Genomic DNA, 17223 nt, shown 5'->3' on the forward strand with positions numbered 1-17223 from the left:
AAAGGCGTGTCATGCCCACCATCCTGTCCGAACCGCCCGCACTCGAGCCCGGCACCCTGCGCGTCACACCGCTCGGCGGCCTCGGCGAGGTCGGCCGCAACATGACCGTGTTCGAGTACGAGGGAAAGCTCCTCATCGTCGACTGCGGCGTGCTCTTCCCCGAGGAGCACCAGCCCGGCGTCGACCTCATCCTCCCGGACTTCGAGCCCATCAAGGGACGCCTGGACGACGTCGTCGGAGTCGTGCTCACCCACGGCCACGAGGACCACATCGGCGCGGTGCCGTACCTGCTCCGCCTGAAGAACGACATCCCGCTGCTCGGGTCCGGGCTCACCCTGGCGCTGATCGAGGCCAAGCTCAAGGAGCACCGGATCAAGCCGTACACGATGACGGTCACCGAGGGGCAGCGCGAGCAGGTCGGTCCGTTCGACCTCGAGTTCGTCGCGGTGAACCACTCGATCCCCGATGCACTGGCCGTCGCCATCCGCACTCCCGCCGGCATGGTGCTCGCCACCGGCGACTTCAAGATGGACCAGCTGCCCCTGGACGGGCGCATCACCGACCTGCGCGCGTTCGCGCGCCTCGGCGAGGAGGGCGTCGACCTGTTCATGGTCGACTCCACGAACGCCGACGTGCCGGGATTCACGCCGCTCGAGCGCTCCATCGGGCCGGTGCTCGACCAGGTCATCGCCAAGGCGCCGCGTCGGGTCATCGTGGCGAGCTTCTCGAGTCACGTCCACCGCGTCCAGCAGGTCATCGACGCCGCTCACGCGCACGGGCGCCGTCTGGCGTTCCTCGGGCGCAGCATGGTCCGCAACATGACGATCGCCGAGGACCTCGGCTACCTGCAGGTGCCCGAGGGGGTGCTGATCGACTACAAGAAGGCCAAGGACCTCCCCGACGACCGGATCGTCTACATGTCGACCGGATCGCAGGGCGAGCCGATGGCCGTGCTGTCGCGCATGGCGAACCTGGACCACGCGATCGAGCCCGGGCCCGGCGACACCGTCATCCTCGCCTCGAGCCTCATCCCCGGCAACGAGAACGCGGTCTACCGCGTCATCGACGGCCTCACCAAGCTGGGCGCGAACGTGGTGCACAAGGGCAACGCGAAGGTCCACGTCTCCGGCCACGCCGCGGCCGGCGAGCTGCTGTACTGCTACAACATCCTGAAGCCCCGCAACGTCCTGCCGATCCACGGCGAGTACCGCCACCTCATGGCCAACGCCAAGCTGGCCCAGGACTCGGGGGTCCCGACCGAGAACACCATCCTCGGCGAGAACGGCACGGTCGTCGACCTGAAGGGCGGCGTGGCCCGCGTCGCCGGCCAGCTCGACCTCGGATTCGTGTACGTCGACGGATCCACCGTCGGCGAGATCACCGACGCCGACCTCAAGGACCGCCGCATCCTCGGCGAAGAGGGCTTCATCTCGGTGATCGTCGTCGTCGACGCCGCGACCGGCCGCATCATCACGGGTCCCGAGATCCACGCTCGTGGGTTCGCCGAGGACGACGCGGTCTTCGAGTCGGTGAAGCCGAAGATCGCGGCCGCGCTCACCGAGGCCGCCCAATCGGGCGTCCGCGACACGCACGCGCTGTCGCAGATCGTGCGGCGGACGATCGGCCGCTGGGTGAACCAGGCGCTGCGCCGTCGTCCCATGATCGTGCCGCTCGTCATCGAGGCGTGAGCACCCCGGCCCCGTTCGCGCGCGAGCGGGGCCGCCGCCCTTCTACAATCGGCGACATGCCCGTCGCCTTCCGCCTGCGTCCTGCCACCCAGGCCGACGGCGCGTTCCTGGCGGACATGGTCGTCGAGGCCGCCAATTGGCGTCCCGAAGGCGCCCGTCCGCGCCACGAGGTCCTCTCGTACCCCGAGCACAGCCGCTACGTCGCGGGCTGGATGCGCCCCGGCGATGCCGGTTTCGTAGCCGTGGACGCACAGGACGCTCCGATCGGAGCAGCCTGGTACCGGATGCTGCCGCGCACCGATCCCGGCTTCGGCTACGTCGGGACGGGGGTGCCCGAGCTGATCATCGGCGTCCGCCCGATCTGGCGGGCCCACGGTGTGGGCCGCGCCCTGCTGCAGCGGCTGTGCGAGCACGCCCGCGCCGAGGGATTCGGCCGGTTGAGCCTGTCCGTCGAGCGCGGCAACTTCGCCCGCACGCTCTACCGCAGCGAGGGCTTCGCCGTCACCGCCGCCGGCGTCGGGCGCGACACCATGGTGAAGCGCCTGCGCTGACCGCGGTGCGCGTCCGGCCCAACGGTCGCGTCGCTACGGGGGAACGTCGCCGCTGCGACGTACCGTGGGGGAATGGCCAGGAGCACGAACCCGACCACGAGCCCGCGCACGCCCGCGAAGAGCTCCGGGTCGTCGCGCGCCAAGAAGCCGGCGCCGGCGCCCAAGCGCTACGTCGACGAGCCGGATCGCCCCTCGGCGCTGGTGCGCGCCTGGATGGGCCTCGCGCACGCCACCGGCGGCGTGTTCCGCGCCTTCGGGCCCGAGACCCTCGAGAAGGATCAGCGTCGCGACGGGTTCCCGTTCCTGCTCGTGCTGCTGGCGATCGCCGGCGCCGTCGTGGAGTGGTTCCTCATCGGCACCGACGTCGGCACGACGATCAGCGCGTACACGGTGGGCGCGCTCGTCGGACGCGAGGCGTTCGTGCTCCCCGTGCTGCTCCTGCTGCTGGCCGGGTGGCTGTTCCGTCATCCCTCGTCCGTGCACGACAACGGCCGCATCGGCATCGGGTTCGGACTGTTCGTGCTCGCCGTCGCGGGCTTCTGCCATGTGCTCGGGTCGCGGCCGCAGCCCCGATCGGGACTGCCGGCCCTCAGCGAGGCCGGGGGCCTGTTCGGCTGGATGGTCGGCGAGCCCCTCACCTTCCTCACCCCCGTGGGGGCGAGCATCGTCCTCGGGCTGATCGCGGTGCTGAGCGTGCTCATCCTCACCAAGACCCCGCCGAACCGCATCGGACAGCGCCTCGGCGATCTGTACGCGTGGATGTTCGGCGCGGAGCGCGCCGAGCGTCCCGCGCCCGCGGACGGCGCGGCCGTCTCGTTCGAGAAGGACGACGAGAAGGACGACGCCCTCCCGTGGTGGCGGCGCAACAAGTCCGGCCGCGAGGAGGACGTCGACGGCCACCTCGGGTCCGACGATCTCACCGCCCTCCTGGAGGCCTCGCCCGCGGGCGGGTTCGAGCAGGCCGTCGCCGCTCCGCCGGTGCCGCCGCCGCCGTCGGAGGCTCCCACCGAGGTCATCGATCCGAGTGTCGTCGCCGGCGCCCGCCGTGCGGCGCGGGGCGCCGATCTCGGGATCCGCGAAGACGCGGAGGAGGTCCACGACGACGGGCTGCTGCCGGGGCTCTCGGGTCTGGGCGGCGACCACGACGGCCGTCCTCCCGCGACGCCCTACCGCCTGCCGTCCGTCGACGCGCTGGCCGCCGGCACACCGCACAAGGCGCGCTCCGAGGCGAACGACCAGGTCGTGCGCGCCATCACGGGCGTGTTCTCGCAGTTCTCCGTCGACGCCCGGGTGACGGGCTTCTCCCGCGGGCCGACGGTGACGCAGTACGAGATCGAGCTCGGACCGGGGGTGAAGGTCGAGCGCATCACCGCACTCACCAACAACATCGCCTACGCCGTCGCCTCGAACGAGGTCCGCATCCTCGCCCCGATCCCCGGCAAGAGCGCCATCGGCGTCGAGATCCCGAACACCGATCGCGAGATCGTCACCCTCGGCGACGTGCTGCGCTCGCCGGCCGCGAGCGCGCAGACCCACCCGATGACGATCGGCGTCGGCAAGGACGTCGGCGGCGGCTACGTCATCGCGAACCTCGCCAAGATGCCCCACCTCCTCGTGGCCGGCTCCACCGGGTCCGGAAAGTCCAGCTTCGTCAACTCGATGATCACGAGCCTTCTGATGCGCGCGAAGCCCAGCGACGTGCGGATGGTCCTCATCGACCCCAAACGGGTCGAGCTGACGTCCTACGCCGGCGTCCCCCACCTCATCACCCCCATCATCACCAACCCCAAGAAGGCCGCGGAGGCGCTGCAGTGGGTGGTGAAGGAGATGGACATGAGGTACGACGACCTCGCATCGTTCGGCTTCCGGCACATCGACGATTTCAACCGCGCCGTCGTGGCCGGGGAGATCGACCTCCCCGCCGGGAGCGAGCGCGTCCTCAAGCCCTACCCGTACCTGCTGGTGGTGGTCGACGAGCTGGCCGACCTCATGATGGTGGCGCCGCGCGACGTGGAGGACTCGATCGTCCGCATCACCCAGCTCGCCCGCGCCAGCGGCATCCACCTCGTCCTCGCGACCCAGCGGCCGTCGGTCGACGTGGTCACCGGCCTCATCAAGGCCAACGTGCCCTCGCGTCTCGCCTTCGCCGTCACGAGCGTCACCGACTCCCGCGTCATCCTCGATCAGCCCGGCGCCGACCGGCTGATCGGCCAGGGCGACGGCCTCTTCCTGCCGATGGGCGCCTCGAAGGCGGTGCGCGTGCAGGGGGCCTGGGTCGCCGAGAGCGAGATCGAGAAGGTCGTCGCGCACGTCAAGAAGCAGGCGCAGCCGGACTATCGCTCCGACGTCGCCGCCGTCGCCGAGAAGAAGGAGATCGACGCGGACATCGGCGACGACCTCGACCTGCTCCTGGCGGCCGCCGAGCAGATCATCTCGACGCAGTTCGGCTCGACCTCGATGCTCCAGCGCAAGCTGCGCGTGGGATTCGCCAAGGCGGGTCGCCTCATGGACCTGCTGGAGTCGCGCGAGATCGTGGGTCCGTCCGAGGGCTCGAAGGCCCGCGACGTGCTGGTGACGCCCGACCAGCTCCCGGGCGTGCTGGCCCGCCTCCGGGGCGAGGAGCCCCCGTCCGCCTCGGCGGATGCGGTGGACGCGCAGTTCGACGGCTACGAGGTCGTGGACGGCGATTCCGGCGACGAGGACGCATGGGGCCTCACCGGCAGGGACTGACGCGGTCGCCCGCGCGGCGCCTCGGATAGGCTCGGCGTCGTGACGATTCCGCGCCAGCTCCCCAACGCGATCACCGTCGTCCGCATCCTCTGCGCACCGGTCTTCGTGTGGATGCTCCTGGCAGACGGCGGCTCCGACGGACCCCTCCGGTGGTGGGCCGCGGTCCTGTTCATCGTGGCGATCGCCACCGACGGCATCGACGGCTACCTGGCCCGCCGCCACGACATCGTCACCGACCTGGGCAAGCTCCTCGATCCGATCGCGGACAAGGTCCTCACGGGTGCGGCCTTCGTGTGCCTGTCCGTCCTGGGCGAGCTGGACTGGTGGATCACCGTCGTCGTCCTGGTGCGCGAGGTGGGCATCACCGTGCACCGCCTCGTCGTGGCGAGCGACCACGTGGTGGCGGCGGCGTGGATGGGCAAGCTCAAGACCGTCGCGCAGGCGGTCGCCCTCTCGCTCGCGCTGCTTCCGCTGTGGACCGTGGTCGGCGAGTGGATCCACGTCGTCAACGCCGTCGCCATGACCGTCGCGGTGGCGCTGACGGTCGCCAGCGGCATCGACTACGTCATCACCGAGCTGCGCGGCGCGCGAGCGGATCGGAAGGAGCAGCGGTGACCACGCGGCGGGAGGCGCGCGCGGCGCGCGAGGCGGTCGACCTCGACGACGTGGAGGAGACGCTCGTCTCGCACGCGCGGCTGTCCGACGCCGAGCGGCTCGTGGCGCGCCTGAAGGAGCTCGGCTGGACCCTGGGAGTCGCGGAGTCGCTCACCGGCGGTCTGGTGGCCGCCGCGGTGGTCGCCGTCCCCGGAGCGTCGGCGGTGCTGCGCGGGGGAGTGGTCGCATACGCGACCGACGTCAAGCAGACGGTCCTGGGCGTCGACGCCACGCTCCTGGCGGCACACGGCCCGGTGCATCCCCGGGTGGCGCGGCAGATGGCCGACGGCGCGCGGCGCGTGCTCGGGCGTGCCGGCGAGGCCGCCGACGTCGGCATCGCCACCACCGGCGTGGCCGGCCCCGTCTCGCCCGACGGGCAGCCCGTCGGAACGGTGCATCTCGCGGTGTCCACACCGCTCGGATCCCGTGTCGAATCGCTCGTGCTCGCGGGCGACCGGGACGAGATCCGCACCGAGGCGACGACGCTCGCGCTGCGCCTGGCCTTCGACGCGCTCTGACGCGGGAGGGAATACGGGGTGTTTCCCCTCGGTTACATCTGAGCGATTCCCACCCTTTCTCCAGCACTCGGGGTCTAGGGTGACAGCCAAGTGCTGTACCGTTGTCGGTCCGAGACAGCGGTTCATCGTCACAGAAGGGGGCCTGACATGATCCTGGTTCGTCAAGAGATCGGTGACGTCCTTCGTGACATGCGTCTTCAGAAGGGCAAGACCCTCCGTCAGGTCGCCGGCCGCGCAAGCGTGGCCCTCGGCTACCTGAGCGAGGTCGAGCGCGGCCAGAAGGAGGCCTCCAGCGAGATCCTCGCCGCGGTGGCCGACGCGCTCGATGTGCCCATCTCCACCATCATGCGAGAGGTGGGCGACCGCATCTCCGTGCTGGAGGGTCTGCAGACCTTCCCCGACGTGGTGCCGGACGACCTCGCGTCGCTGGGCGAGGACTTCGCCCAGCCCGAGCTGTCGCTTCGCTGAGGCGGCTGCGCTCCGGATGCGTCGCAGCGAGTTCGGCCGTGCCGTCGCGGCGGAGTTCGGCGCGCGAGGCGATGCGCTGGTCAGCGACCTCTCGCTGAGCTCCCTGTCCTACCGGACGGCCGCGCAGGCGCTCGAGGACGGCGTGGACACCCGCGAGGTCTGGCTGGCGCTGTGCGCCGAGACCGACGTCCCGCTCTCCCGTCGTCACGGCGCCGGCTGGCTCGAGCCGCGCCGCTGATCCTCCGCGTGTCGCATCGAACACCTGTTCGATTGCGCGTAGTCTCCTGCACAAGAGGTATCGCAGAGACGTTGTCCTCCGATGCGCAGGTGAGCCGACGCGATGTCGGACCTCCTCCGTAGCGTGGACCGCGTCATCAAGACACCTCCGCCTTGTCGCAGCGTTCCCTCCGTCGGAGGGGAGCGCGACAGCCTACAGGCGACGGAAACGCGACCACGAAGGAGCACGTCATGCCATCACCCGCAGACCGCGAGAAGGCCCTCGAATCGGCCCTCGCCCAGATCGACCGCCAGTTCGGGAAGGGCTCGGTCATGCGGCTGGGCAGCGACGAGCGCGCCCCGGTCGAGGTCATTCCCACCGGCTCCATCGCCCTCGACGTCGCCCTCGGCGTCGGCGGACTGCCGCGTGGCCGCATCATCGAGATCTACGGGCCGGAGTCGTCGGGTAAGACGACCCTGACCCTCCACGCGATCGCCAACGTGCAGCGCGCGGGCGGCATCGCCGCCTTCATCGACGCGGAGCACGCGCTCGACCCCGATTACGCGCACAAGCTGGGCGTCGACATCGACCAGCTGCTGGTCTCGCAGCCCGACACCGGAGAGCAGGCGCTCGAGATCGCCGACATGCTGGTCCGATCCGGCGCCATCGACCTCGTGGTCATCGACTCCGTCGCCGCGCTCGTGCCGAAGGCCGAGATCGAGGGCGAGATGGGCGACTCCCACGTCGGTCTTCAGGCGCGACTCATGTCGCAGGCGCTGCGAAAGCTGACCGGTGGTCTGAACCAGACCAACACCACGATGATCTTCATCAACCAGCTGCGCGAGAAGATCGGCGTGTTCTTCGGCTCGCCCGAGACGACGGCCGGTGGAAAGGCGCTCAAGTTCTACGCCTCCGTCCGCCTCGACATCCGCCGCATCGAGACGCTGAAGGACGGCACCGAGGCCGTAGGCAACCGCACGCGCGTCAAGGTCGTGAAGAACAAGATGGCTCCGCCGTTCAAGCAGGCCGAGTTCGACATCCTGTACGGCGTGGGCATCTCCCGCGAGGGCAGCCTCATCGACTTCGGAGTGGAGCACGCGATCGTCAAGAAGTCGGGCGCCTGGTACACGTACGACGGGGAGCAGCTCGGTCAGGGCAAGGAGAACGCCCGCAACTTCCTGATCAAGAACGTCGACGTGGCGGCCGAGATCGAGAGCAAGATCAAGCAGAAGCTCGGCATCGGCCAGCCGAAGACCGTCGAGACGCCGGCGGGCGACGAGCTCGCGGCCCGGCGGCCAGCCTGATCATGGGGGACCACGGGGGCGAGTCCCGACGGGGGGACGGACTCGCCCCCGTCATCCCGCTGTTCGGCGGGGCCACGCGGATCGACGCGGTGACATCGTCTGAGCCGGCCACCCGGTCCGCGGAGCCGGACGGCCGTGCGACGCCGGGCAGCCACAGCATTCCGAGCGCGGGCGGCGACGAGGACGAACGCGCCGACCGCTGGCACCGCAGCTGGCTCGTCGAGCACGAAGAGGCGCCCGTCGACGGCGTCGACGAGGAGGCGGACCGGACGGAGCTGCGTGCATCGGCCGAGACGGCTCTGCTGCGGAAGCTCCGTTCCCGGTCGATGTCGGTGCGGGAGGCGCGCGGCGTGCTCGCGGGGCACGATCTGGAAGAGCACGAGATCGATGCGACCGTCGATGCGTTCCTCGGCCACGGGTACCTCGACGACGCACGGCTCGCCGAGCAGCTGGTGCACATCGCGACCGATCGCAAGGCGCAGGGACGACAGGCCGTCGCTCAGACGCTCACCGCGCGCGGCGTCCCGCGCGAGGTCGTCGACGCGGCGCTGGCCGAGCTCCCCGACGACGATGCCGAGCGGGCCCTCGCCTTCGCACGACAGAAGGCACGCAGCATGGGCTCGCTGGACCGCGACACCGCACTGCGACGCCTGCACGGGCAGCTGGCTCGTCGAGGATTCGGGGGAGCCACGGCGATGTCCGCTGCGCGGCAGGCGCTCGACGAGGCGGGGACGCGCCCGTCCTCGGTGCGCTTCCACTGACGCCGGGCGGCGCACCTCTGCGGCGCACGGGACGGCTTTCCGTGGTCACTCGTAGAATGGTCCCATCATGACTTCCCCGTCCTCTGCACCGACGATCATCGCCCCCTCGTCCGCGGCGCGGGCCGATGACGGCACCGCCCGCACCTACGAAGTGCGCACCTTCGGGTGCCAGATGAACGTGCACGACTCGGAGCGCCTCTCGGGTTCCCTGGAGAGCGCCGGATACGTGCGCGCGGAGGCCGGCGTCGAAGCCGATGTGGTCGTCATCAACACCTGCGCAGTGCGCGACAACGCCGCCGGGAAGCTGTACGGAACGCTGGGCCACCTCAAGAGCCGCAAGGATCGTCACGAGGGCATGCAGATCGCGGTCGGCGGCTGCCTCGCGCAGATGGACAAGGACGCCGTGCTCGACAAGGCGCCGTGGGTCGACGTCGTGTTCGGCACCCACAACATGGGCTCCCTGCCCGGCATGCTCGAGCGGGCGCGGCACAACGGCGACGCCGAGCTCGAGATCCTCGAGTCGCTCGAGGTCTTCCCCTCCACACTTCCCACCAAGCGCGACGCCATCCACAGCGGCTGGGTGTCCATCTCGGTCGGCTGCAACAACACCTGCACGTTCTGCATCGTCCCGAGCCTTCGCGGCAAGGAGAAGGATCGTCGTCCCGGCGACATCCTGAGCGAGATCAAGCTGCTCGTCGACGACGGCGCCGTCGAGATCACCCTCCTCGGCCAGAACGTCAACAGCTACGGCGTCGAGTTCGGCGACCGCCAGGCGTTCGGCAAGCTCCTGCGGGCCGCGGGCGAGATCCCCGGCCTCGAGCGGATCCGCTTCACGAGTCCTCATCCCGCCGCCTTCACCGACGACGTGATCGACGCGATGGCCGAGACCCCCGCCGTGATGCCGCAGCTCCACATGCCGCTGCAGTCCGGTTCGGACCGCATCCTCAAGGCGATGCGGCGCTCCTACCGCAGCGAGCGGTTCCTCGGCATCCTCGACCGCGTCCGCGAGCGGATGCCCGACGCGGCGATCACCACCGACATCATCGTCGGCTTCCCGGGTGAGACCGACGAGGACTTCGAAGACACGATGCGCGTGGTGGAGAAGGCGCGCTTCGCCAGCGCGTTCACCTTCCAGTACTCCATCCGGGAGGGGACACCGGCGGCCACCATGCCCGACCAGGTGCCCAAGGCCGTCGTGCAGGAGCGGTACGAGCGTCTCGTCGCCCTGCAGGAGCGCATCTCGCTCGAGGAGAACCAGCGGCAGGTGGGGCGCGAGGTCGAGGTGCTGGTCTCGACCGGCGAGGGCAAGAAGGACGCCGCGACCCGGCGCCTGACGGGTCGCGCCGAGGACAACCGCCTGGTGCACTTCGAGGTCCCCGACGGCTCGCCCGTGCCGAGGCCCGGCGATGCGGTGTCGGTGGTGATCACCCACGCGGCGCCCTTCCACCTCCTGGCCGACAGCCCCGATGGCGCTGCGCTGCGCATCCGTCGCACCCGCGCGGGCGATGCGTGGGACCGCGCGCAGGCGGAGTCGTGCGGTGTCCCCGCGCCGTCGGGTGCGGGGACCGGGCCGCGGGCGGTCTCGCTCGGCCTGCCCACGCTGCGTCCCCCGGGGGCGTGAGCACGTCCGGCGCGTCCGCGCCGCGGCTGTGGGCGGTCGTCGGCGCGACCGGCACCGGCAAGACCGACCTGTCTCTGCGGCTCGCGGCGTCGCTGATCGCGCGGGGACGGGCAGCGGAGATCGTCAACGCGGATGCGATGCAGCTCTACCGCGGCATGGACATCGGCACGGCGAAGCTCCCGCTCCGCGAACGACGGGGGATCGCGCATCACCTCTTCGACGAACTCGACGTGACCGAAGAGGCCGCGGTCGCCTGGTACCAGCAGCGCGCGCGAGAGACGATCGAGGACGTCTTCGCCCGCGGCGGCGATGCGATCCTCGTCGGCGGGTCCGGGCTGTACGTCTCCAGCGTGATCTTCGACTTCCGCTTCCCGCCCCGCGACGGCGCTGCGCGTGCCACCCTCGAGGGCGAGCTCCGGGCGGCCGGCCCCGAAGCGCTGTTCCGGCGGCTGCAGGCGGTGGACCCCGAGACCGCCGCGCGCATCGATCCGCGCAACGGCCGTCGGATCGTGCGCGCCCTCGAGGTGATCGCGCAGGGCGAGGCCACCCACGGGGCGTCGCTGCCGGCCGAGCCGGTCCTCTGGCACCACCCCACCACGGTGCTGGGCGTACACGTCGACCGCGCTGAGCTCGTCCACCGCCTCGACCGGCGTGTGGAGCGGATGTGGGCGGAGGGTCTGCTCGACGAGGTCCGCGTCCTGCGGGGCCGGGGGCTCGAGCACGGTCCCACCGCGGGCAGGGCCATCGGCTACGCGCAGGCGATCGAGCAGCTCGACGGCCGGCTCACGCAGGCCGAGGCGATCGCACAGACCCAGGCCCTCACCCGGCGCTTCGCCCGCCGGCAGGTCTCGTGGTTCCGCAGATATCCGGGCCTGGCGTGGCATCCGCCCGACGTCGACGCCGGGCGCCTGGCAGACTCGACCGCATGACACTCCAGATCCGGCCGTTCGACCTCGCCGACACCGAGCCCGTCGTCTCGCTCTGGCAGGAGACCGGGCTGACCCGCCCCTGGAACAACCCCTACCAGGACATCAGCCGCAAGCTGCGCGTGCAGCCCGAGCTGTTCCTGGTCGCCGTCGACGGCACCACTCTGGTGGGCACCGTGATGGCCGGCTACGACGGGCACCGCGGCTGGCTCTACTACCTGGCGAGCAGCCCCGCGCGCCGGGGCGAAGGCATCGGCCGCCGCCTCGTCGAACGCGCCGAGGAGCTGCTGATCGACATGGGATGCCCGAAGGTCCAGCTCATGGTCCGCACCGAGAACGTCGAGGTGCACGACTTCTACGCCTCGCTCGGGTTCGAGCCCTTCGAGACCTGGAACACCGGCAAGCGCCTCATCGCCGACTGACGCCGGCCGGGACAGCCGCGCCTAGACTTGCGGGGTGTCCACGATCGCGTTCACCAAAGGCCACGGCACCGGCAACGACTTCGTCATCGTGCCCGACGTCGACGGCGCGCTGAGCCTCACCGACGATCAGGTCGCCGCGCTGTGCGACCGGCGCTTCGGCATCGGCGGCGACGGCATCCTCCGCGTCGTGCGCTCCTCGGCGCTCCGCGAGGGAGCGGACACGCCCGACGCCGAGTGGTTCATGGACTACCGCAACGCCGATGGATCAGCTGCCGAGATGTGCGGCAACGGCATCCGCGTCTTCGCCCGCTACCTCGTCGACAGCGGCCTCGCCGAGCTGCCGCAGGGCGGGGTGCTGCGCATCGGCACCCGCGCGGGGACGAAGACCCTCACGCGCTCCGACGACGGGTTCGAGGTCGACCTCGGCCGGTGGCACCCGGAGGGCGACGACGTCACCGTCCGGGCACGCGGTCTCGACGTCCCCCGGCCCGGGCAGGGCATCGACGTCGGCAACCCGCACGTCGTCGTGGCCCTCTCCAGCACGGCCGAGCTCGACGGGCTCGACCTGACCGTGCAGCCGCTGCTCGCGCCCGAGCCGCCGTCCGGGGCGAACGTCGAGTTCGTCGTCCCGTCCGACCCGCTCGTCGAAGCCGGCGTCGGCGCGGTCACCATGCGCGTGTTCGAGCGCGGCGTCGGCGAGACGCTCTCGTGCGGGACCGGGGTCGCCGCAACGGCTCTCGCCGTGAGGCTGTGGGCCGGCGAGCGGGCGCCGGAGCGCTGGCGTGTCGACGTGCCCGGCGGGCGTCTCGGCGTGCGCATCACCCATCACGAGGACGGCGAGCACGTCCTCCTGTCGGGCCCTGCGACCCTCGTGTACTCCGGAGAGGTCGCCCTGGCCTGACGCGGCGCGCGCGAGGCCCCGGCGCGCTCAGACGCTGCCCGGCAGTGGGATGGCCTCGGTGGCCGGGCTCCCGTGCCGTCGCACCTTGAGCACGCGGAAGCCGCGGCCGGTCGCGGCCCGTGTGACCGTGTACCCCTTGTCGAGGGTGGCGGCGAGCCAGCGCTGCAGGGAGTCGGAGCCGAGGTTGCGCTGCACGACGAGCCACGCGTCGCTGCGCTCGTCCAGGCGCGGGATCCAGCGCTCCAGCAGGCCGTGCAGTTCGTTCTTGCCGACGCGGATCGGCGGGTTCGAGCGGATCGTGCGGAAGGTGACGTCGGCGGGAACATCCCCGGGCAGGACGGCGTTGACATTGGGGAGACCGAGTGCGTCGGCGTTTCGCCGCACGAGGTCCAGAGCACGCTCGTTGACGTCGACGGCCCACACCGTGGACCGAGGCGATTCGATCGCCAACGACAGGGCGATCGGTCCCCAGCCGCTGCCCAGGTCGAGCAGATGACCACCGGGCGGCGGGGGCGGCGTGTTGGCGAGGAGCACCGCGGTGCCCGAGTCGACGTGATCCGGGCTGAAGACCCCTCCCGCCGTCGTCACCTCGACGTCGCGCCCGGCCAGCGTGACGCGGATGCGGCGGAGGTTCTCGGGACTGGCGGGGGTCGCGCTGAAGTAATGATCACTCGCCATGGCCTTCGAGCGTAGCGGAGGACCTCCCAGTGCGGGAGGCTAGAGTGCACGGGGGCCGCCTGCCACAGGCGGTCGCCACAGGAAAGGAACACATGACGGACACCACCACCCCGAAGAGCGCCGACGAGACGCCGGTGGACCCGGTGGATCGCGTGCTCGCACACGCCGACGGGCGGTCCGGGGTGCGCGTCTTCGGATCCGGGCAGGCGCTCGGGTCGGCGCAGGCCCTCCAGGACGCCGCGACCGTGGCCTACGGCGACGGTGACGGCGACCAGTGGGATCGCGAGGACCGCGCGGCACTGCGCCGGGTCGCCGGCCTGTCGACCGAGCTCGAGGACGTCACCGAGGTCGAGTATCGCCAGCTGCGACTCGAGAACGTGGTGCTCGTCGGCGTGTACGCGCAGGGCTCGCACGAGGACGCCGAGAACTCCCTCCGGGAACTCGCCGCGCTCGCCGAGACCGCCGGCGCGGTGGTCCTCGACGGTGTGCTGCAGCGGCGCCCGCACCCGGACCCGGCGACCTACATCGGCCGCGGCAAGGCGGCCGAGCTGCGCGACCTGGTCGCCGCGGTCGGCGCCGACACGGTGATCGCCGACACCGAGCTCGCTTCCAGCCAGCGTCGCGCGCTGGAGGACGTCGTGAAGGTGAAGGTCATCGACCGCACCACGGTGATCCTGGACATCTTCAGCCAGCACGCCAAGAGCCGGGAGGGCAAGGCGCAGGTCGAGCTCGCTCAGCTCGAGTACCTGCTGCCCCGCCTCCGGGGCTGGGGCGAGTCGATGTCCCGTCAGGCCGGTGGACAGGTCGGCGCCGGCGGCGCCGGCATGGGATCGCGCGGACCCGGTGAGACGAAGATCGAACTCGACCGCCGCCGCATCCGCACCCGCATGGCGCAGCTGCGCCGTCAGATCCGCGACTTCGCGCCCGCCCGCGAGGCGAAGCGCGCCGAGCGCAAACGGCACACGATCCCGTCGGTGGCCATCGCCGGCTACACCAACGCCGGCAAGTCCAGCCTGCTCAACCGGCTGACCAGCGCCGGCGTGCTCGTCGAGAACGCCCTGTTCGCCACGCTGGACGCCACGGTCCGCCGCGCGCAGGCGGCCGACGGCCGCGTCTACACGCTCACCGACACGGTCGGATTCGTCCGCAACCTCCCGCACCAGCTGGTGGAGGCGTTCCGTTCCACGCTCGAGGAGGTCGCCGACGCCGACGTGATCGTCCATGTCGTGGACGGCTCGCATCCGGACCCGGCCGCACAGCTGGCGACGGTCCGCGATGTGATGGCGGACGTCGGCGCGCGCTCGGCGCGTGAGATCGTCGTCTTCAACAAGGCGGATCTCGTCGACCCCGACACGCGTCTGGTGCTGCGGGGGCTCGAGCCGGAGGCGATGTTCGCGTCGTCGCGGACGGGCGAGGGGATCGCGGAGCTGCGCGAGGCGATCGAGGCGGCGCTCCCGCTTCCGGCCGTGGAGGTGCGCGCGCTCGTGCCGTACGACCGCGGCGACCTCGTCAACGCCGTGCACGAGTCGGGTCACATCGTCTCGACCTCGCACGAGGAGGGCGGCACCTCGGTCCACGCCCACGTCAACCCGCGGCTCGCGGCAGAACTCGCGCCCTACGCCCTCGCCTGACCGCAGAGGTCAGTCGAGGTCGATCGCCGGCACGTCGGGGGTCTCGAAGCCGAAGACCCGGCCGAGGAAGGCCAGCTCGGTCTCCAGCGCGTGCACGATCGTCTCGGCCCGGCGGAACCCGTGCCCCTCGCCCTCGTACAGCACGTACGCGTGGGGCACGCCGCGGGAGGCGAGGGCACTGCGGATGGCCTCGGACTGCGCCGGCGGGACGACGGCGTCCTCCGCGCCCTGGAGAAGGAGCAGCGGCGCACGGAACCGGTCGGCGCGTCCGAGAGGGGAGCGCTGGAGGTACAGCTCCTCGGCCTCCGGCAGGGGACCGATGAGCCCGTCCAGATAGCGCGCCTCGAAATCGTGCGTGTCGGCGGCGAGGGCGCGCGCGTCCCCGACGCCGTACCGCGAGACCCCTGCGGCGAACACGTCGCTGGCCACCAGCGCGGCCAGCACCGTCCATCCGCCCGCGGACCCGCCTTCGATCGCGAGGCGGGCGGGATCGGCGCCGCCCTCGGCGACGAGGCCCGACGCTGCGGCCACGACATCGTCGACGTCGACCACGCCCCACTGGCCCCGCAGGCGCTCGCGGTAGTCCCGGCCGTAGCCCGTGGAACCGCCGTAGTTGACGTCGAGCACCCCGATACCGCGACTGGTGAAGTACGCGATCTTCGCGTCGGCGACCCCGCCGACGTGTGCCGTGGGGCCGCCGTGGACCCAGACCAGGTACGGGGGGAGCTCGCCGTCAGGGGCGACGGCGTCCGGATGGGTGGGCGGGAAGTCGAACGCGTGCACCGGGCCGTGGGGCCCGGCGAAGGTCACCGCGCGGCCGTCGGGAAGCCAGTGTGTCCCGCCCTCGAAGCCGCCCCCACGCACGAGCTCGACCGCGCCCGACGCCACGTCGACCGACCAGATCCCCGTCACGCCCGGGGCGCTCCCGGAGATGAGCACGTGGCCGCGTGCCGCGTCCTCGATCAGCGCACGACTGCGCACCGGAACGTCCAGGGCGTGTGCGGTGCCGTCGGCGTCCAGCACGACCGCCTCGTCCGAACCCTGCGTGCGCAGCGCGACCAGCCGGCCGTCGCCCACGGGCGCGTACCAGCGGGATCCGAGCACCCAGAGGGGACCGCCCGTATCCGCGGGCGCCGCGGAGACGACCACCGGGTCGCTCCCGAGCGTGACGCGGAAGACATTCCAGCGGCCCGAGGGGTCGTCCACGTAGAGCAGCGTCCGCTCGTCCTCCCACTCGGGCTGCAGCGCGGCGGTGGCGCCCGACGAGACGACGGTCCACTCGGCGACGGCGCCGTCGCCGATCCGTCCCACCCGCAGCTCGGTGCGATCCCAGGGCATGTCGGGATGGTTCCACGCGATCCAGGCGAGGTGGCGGCCGTCCGGCGACAGCGCGGGCTGGGCCACGAAGTCGCTGCCTGCCGCGAGTTCCCTGACCTGGCCCTCCGGCGACACCGAGACGATCGATCGGCGCGGCGTGGATCCCCCCGCCTCTGCGTGCTCCTCACGCACCGCCAGCAGGGTGCCCGCCTGCCAGCGCAATCCGCCGTAGCGCACGTCGCCGGCGTCGGAGGTGAGCGGCACCGGCTCCGCCCCGGGCTGAAGCGCCCAGATGCGCTGGTCCGCCTTCTCGACGAAGAAGAGCCGGCCGCCCGGGTCCGCAGTCCACGCGCCGCCGCCGTACTCGTGCACCCGGGAGCGCGCGTTCCACGGAGCGGGGAGCACATCGGCCACCTCTCCGGCACCCGAACGACGGCGCACGGCCGTGCGGCCGCCCTCCGCGGCGATCGACTCGCCCCACCAGACCTCGTCGCCCACGAAGGCGGCGCCCTCGAAGCGGGGAGCGGATGCCGCCGCAGCCGAGGCGGAGAGGGGGGAGGGCCAGGATCCGTAGGGAAGGGTGACGACCATGTCTCCCACGCTACGCCGAGCGGTGCCGGGCGACGGTGAAACAGGGCGTCACAGATCGAGCGGCCGTGCTCCCGCGTCCTAGAGTGGTGCCAACGATCCGGAACCTCACGGGGACGGACGGCTCGGACCACCGCACCCCGTGCGGCTCCGGGCAGGAGCGACAGCCGAGCCCGGCACCCGCCCGCAGACCGCACCCGCGTGCGGCCGCGGCCGACCGGCCCCCTGATCCACCGCCTGCCTGAACC

Annotated in this window: 16 protein-coding genes; 14 read left to right on the plus strand and 2 right to left on the minus strand. The window is 71.6% G+C overall.

Features of this window, described 5'->3' with window-relative positions; all coding sequences use genetic code 11:
* The first annotated feature begins 11 nt into the window (after positions 1 to 11).
* The 13 genes from QQZ13_RS11505 (at position 12) to dapF (ending at position 12761) form a co-directional block, all read left to right on the plus strand.
* Complete coding sequence (locus QQZ13_RS11505; protein WP_284529315.1) at positions 12 to 1688, plus strand: ribonuclease J; 1677 nt, start codon at positions 12 to 14, stop codon at positions 1686 to 1688.
* A 56-nt stretch (positions 1689 to 1744) separates the two neighbouring features.
* Positions 1745 to 2239: a GNAT family N-acetyltransferase gene (locus QQZ13_RS11510; protein WP_284529317.1), complete on the plus strand. Its 495-nt coding sequence runs from the start codon at positions 1745 to 1747 to the stop codon at positions 2237 to 2239.
* A gap of 72 nt (positions 2240 to 2311) precedes the next feature.
* Complete coding sequence (locus tag QQZ13_RS11515; RefSeq protein ID WP_284529318.1) at positions 2312 to 4969, plus strand: DNA translocase FtsK; 2658 nt, start codon at positions 2312 to 2314, stop codon at positions 4967 to 4969.
* Between the two features lie 39 nt (positions 4970 to 5008).
* On the plus strand, positions 5009 to 5584 hold the full coding sequence (pgsA, locus tag QQZ13_RS11520; protein ID WP_284529319.1) for a CDP-diacylglycerol--glycerol-3-phosphate 3-phosphatidyltransferase: 576 nt from the start codon (positions 5009 to 5011) through the stop codon (positions 5582 to 5584).
* Positions 5585 to 5664: 80 nt separating this feature from the next.
* Positions 5665 to 6141 carry a CinA family protein gene (locus QQZ13_RS11525; protein WP_284529594.1) on the plus strand — a complete coding sequence of 159 codons (477 nt, stop codon included), beginning with the start codon at positions 5665 to 5667 and terminating at the stop codon, positions 6139 to 6141.
* 147 nt (positions 6142 to 6288) lie between these two features.
* The gene (locus QQZ13_RS11530; RefSeq protein WP_284529321.1) at positions 6289 to 6609 is read left to right on the plus strand and encodes a helix-turn-helix domain-containing protein; all 321 of its coding nucleotides are present in this window, start codon (positions 6289 to 6291) and stop codon (positions 6607 to 6609) included.
* Between the two features lie 16 nt (positions 6610 to 6625).
* Positions 6626 to 6847, plus strand: coding sequence for a DUF3046 domain-containing protein (locus QQZ13_RS11535; RefSeq protein ID WP_284529322.1), 222 nt, complete (start codon positions 6626 to 6628; stop codon positions 6845 to 6847).
* A 230-nt stretch (positions 6848 to 7077) separates the two neighbouring features.
* Positions 7078 to 8130 carry a recombinase RecA gene (recA, locus tag QQZ13_RS11540; RefSeq protein ID WP_284529323.1) on the plus strand — a complete coding sequence of 351 codons (1053 nt, stop codon included), beginning with the start codon at positions 7078 to 7080 and terminating at the stop codon, positions 8128 to 8130.
* Positions 8131 to 8132: 2 nt separating this feature from the next.
* Positions 8133 to 8891, plus strand: coding sequence for a regulatory protein RecX (locus QQZ13_RS11545; RefSeq protein ID WP_284529324.1), 759 nt, complete (start codon positions 8133 to 8135; stop codon positions 8889 to 8891).
* Between the two features lie 67 nt (positions 8892 to 8958).
* Positions 8959 to 10512: a tRNA (N6-isopentenyl adenosine(37)-C2)-methylthiotransferase MiaB gene (miaB, locus tag QQZ13_RS11550; protein ID WP_284529325.1), complete on the plus strand. Its 1554-nt coding sequence runs from the start codon at positions 8959 to 8961 to the stop codon at positions 10510 to 10512.
* Positions 10509 to 11441 (plus strand): tRNA (adenosine(37)-N6)-dimethylallyltransferase MiaA, encoded by a 933-nt coding sequence (miaA, locus tag QQZ13_RS11555; RefSeq protein WP_284529326.1) that lies wholly within the window; start codon positions 10509 to 10511, stop codon positions 11439 to 11441. The genes miaB and miaA overlap by 4 nt, the downstream gene beginning before the upstream one ends.
* Complete coding sequence (locus QQZ13_RS11560) at positions 11438 to 11860, plus strand: GNAT family acetyltransferase (RefSeq protein ID WP_284529328.1); 423 nt, start codon at positions 11438 to 11440, stop codon at positions 11858 to 11860. Before miaA ends, QQZ13_RS11560 begins: the two co-directional genes overlap by 4 nt.
* Positions 11861 to 11894: 34 nt before the next feature.
* On the plus strand, positions 11895 to 12761 hold the full coding sequence (gene dapF / locus QQZ13_RS11565) for a diaminopimelate epimerase (protein ID WP_284529329.1): 867 nt from the start codon (positions 11895 to 11897) through the stop codon (positions 12759 to 12761).
* A 27-nt stretch (positions 12762 to 12788) separates the two neighbouring features.
* Here the strand turns inward: dapF and QQZ13_RS11570 are convergent, their stop codons facing one another.
* A complete protein-coding gene (locus QQZ13_RS11570; RefSeq protein WP_284529330.1) occupies positions 12789 to 13439 on the minus strand; it encodes a class I SAM-dependent methyltransferase in 651 nt (216 codons plus the stop codon).
* Positions 13440 to 13531: 92 nt separating this feature from the next.
* Here QQZ13_RS11570 and hflX point away from each other — a divergent pair, with 92 nt between their 5' ends.
* Positions 13532 to 15070, plus strand: coding sequence for a GTPase HflX (gene hflX / locus QQZ13_RS11575; protein ID WP_284529331.1), 1539 nt, complete (start codon positions 13532 to 13534; stop codon positions 15068 to 15070).
* Positions 15071 to 15079: 9 nt separating this feature from the next.
* On the opposite strand, the gene QQZ13_RS11580 is transcribed toward hflX, so the two are convergent.
* Positions 15080 to 16978, minus strand: coding sequence for a prolyl oligopeptidase family serine peptidase (locus QQZ13_RS11580; RefSeq protein WP_284529332.1), 1899 nt, complete (start codon positions 16976 to 16978; stop codon positions 15080 to 15082).
* Between the last annotated feature and the right edge of the window lie 245 nt (positions 16979 to 17223).

Origin of the sequence: Microbacterium sp. T2.11-28 (genome assembly GCF_950097975.1) — a bacterium.
Classification (GTDB): Bacteria; Actinomycetota; Actinomycetes; order Actinomycetales; family Microbacteriaceae; genus Microbacterium.

What these genes read in the sequence shown, in the direction of transcription:
- QQZ13_RS11505 (WP_284529315.1), top strand. Translation starts at nt 12, where the DNA reads ATGCCCACCATCCTGTCCGAACCGCCCGCACTCGAGCCCGGCACCCTG.
- QQZ13_RS11510 (WP_284529317.1), top strand. Translation starts at nt 1,745, where the DNA reads ATGCCCGTCGCCTTCCGCCTGCGTCCTGCCACCCAGGCCGACGGCGCG.
- QQZ13_RS11515 (WP_284529318.1), top strand. Translation starts at nt 2,312, where the DNA reads ATGGCCAGGAGCACGAACCCGACCACGAGCCCGCGCACGCCCGCGAAG.
- QQZ13_RS11530 (WP_284529321.1), top strand. Translation starts at nt 6,289, where the DNA reads ATGATCCTGGTTCGTCAAGAGATCGGTGACGTCCTTCGTGACATGCGT.
- QQZ13_RS11535 (WP_284529322.1), top strand. Translation starts at nt 6,626, where the DNA reads ATGCGTCGCAGCGAGTTCGGCCGTGCCGTCGCGGCGGAGTTCGGCGCG.
- recA (WP_284529323.1), top strand. Translation starts at nt 7,078, where the DNA reads ATGCCATCACCCGCAGACCGCGAGAAGGCCCTCGAATCGGCCCTCGCC.
- QQZ13_RS11545 (WP_284529324.1), top strand. Translation starts at nt 8,133, where the DNA reads ATGGGGGACCACGGGGGCGAGTCCCGACGGGGGGACGGACTCGCCCCC.
- miaB (WP_284529325.1), top strand. Translation starts at nt 8,959, where the DNA reads ATGACTTCCCCGTCCTCTGCACCGACGATCATCGCCCCCTCGTCCGCG.
- QQZ13_RS11560 (WP_284529328.1), top strand. Translation starts at nt 11,438, where the DNA reads ATGACACTCCAGATCCGGCCGTTCGACCTCGCCGACACCGAGCCCGTC.
- QQZ13_RS11570 (WP_284529330.1), bottom strand. Translation starts at nt 13,439, where the DNA reads ATGGCGAGTGATCATTACTTCAGCGCGACCCCCGCCAGTCCCGAGAAC.
- hflX (WP_284529331.1), top strand. Translation starts at nt 13,532, where the DNA reads ATGACGGACACCACCACCCCGAAGAGCGCCGACGAGACGCCGGTGGAC.
- QQZ13_RS11580 (WP_284529332.1), bottom strand. Translation starts at nt 16,978, where the DNA reads ATGGTCGTCACCCTTCCCTACGGATCCTGGCCCTCCCCCCTCTCCGCC.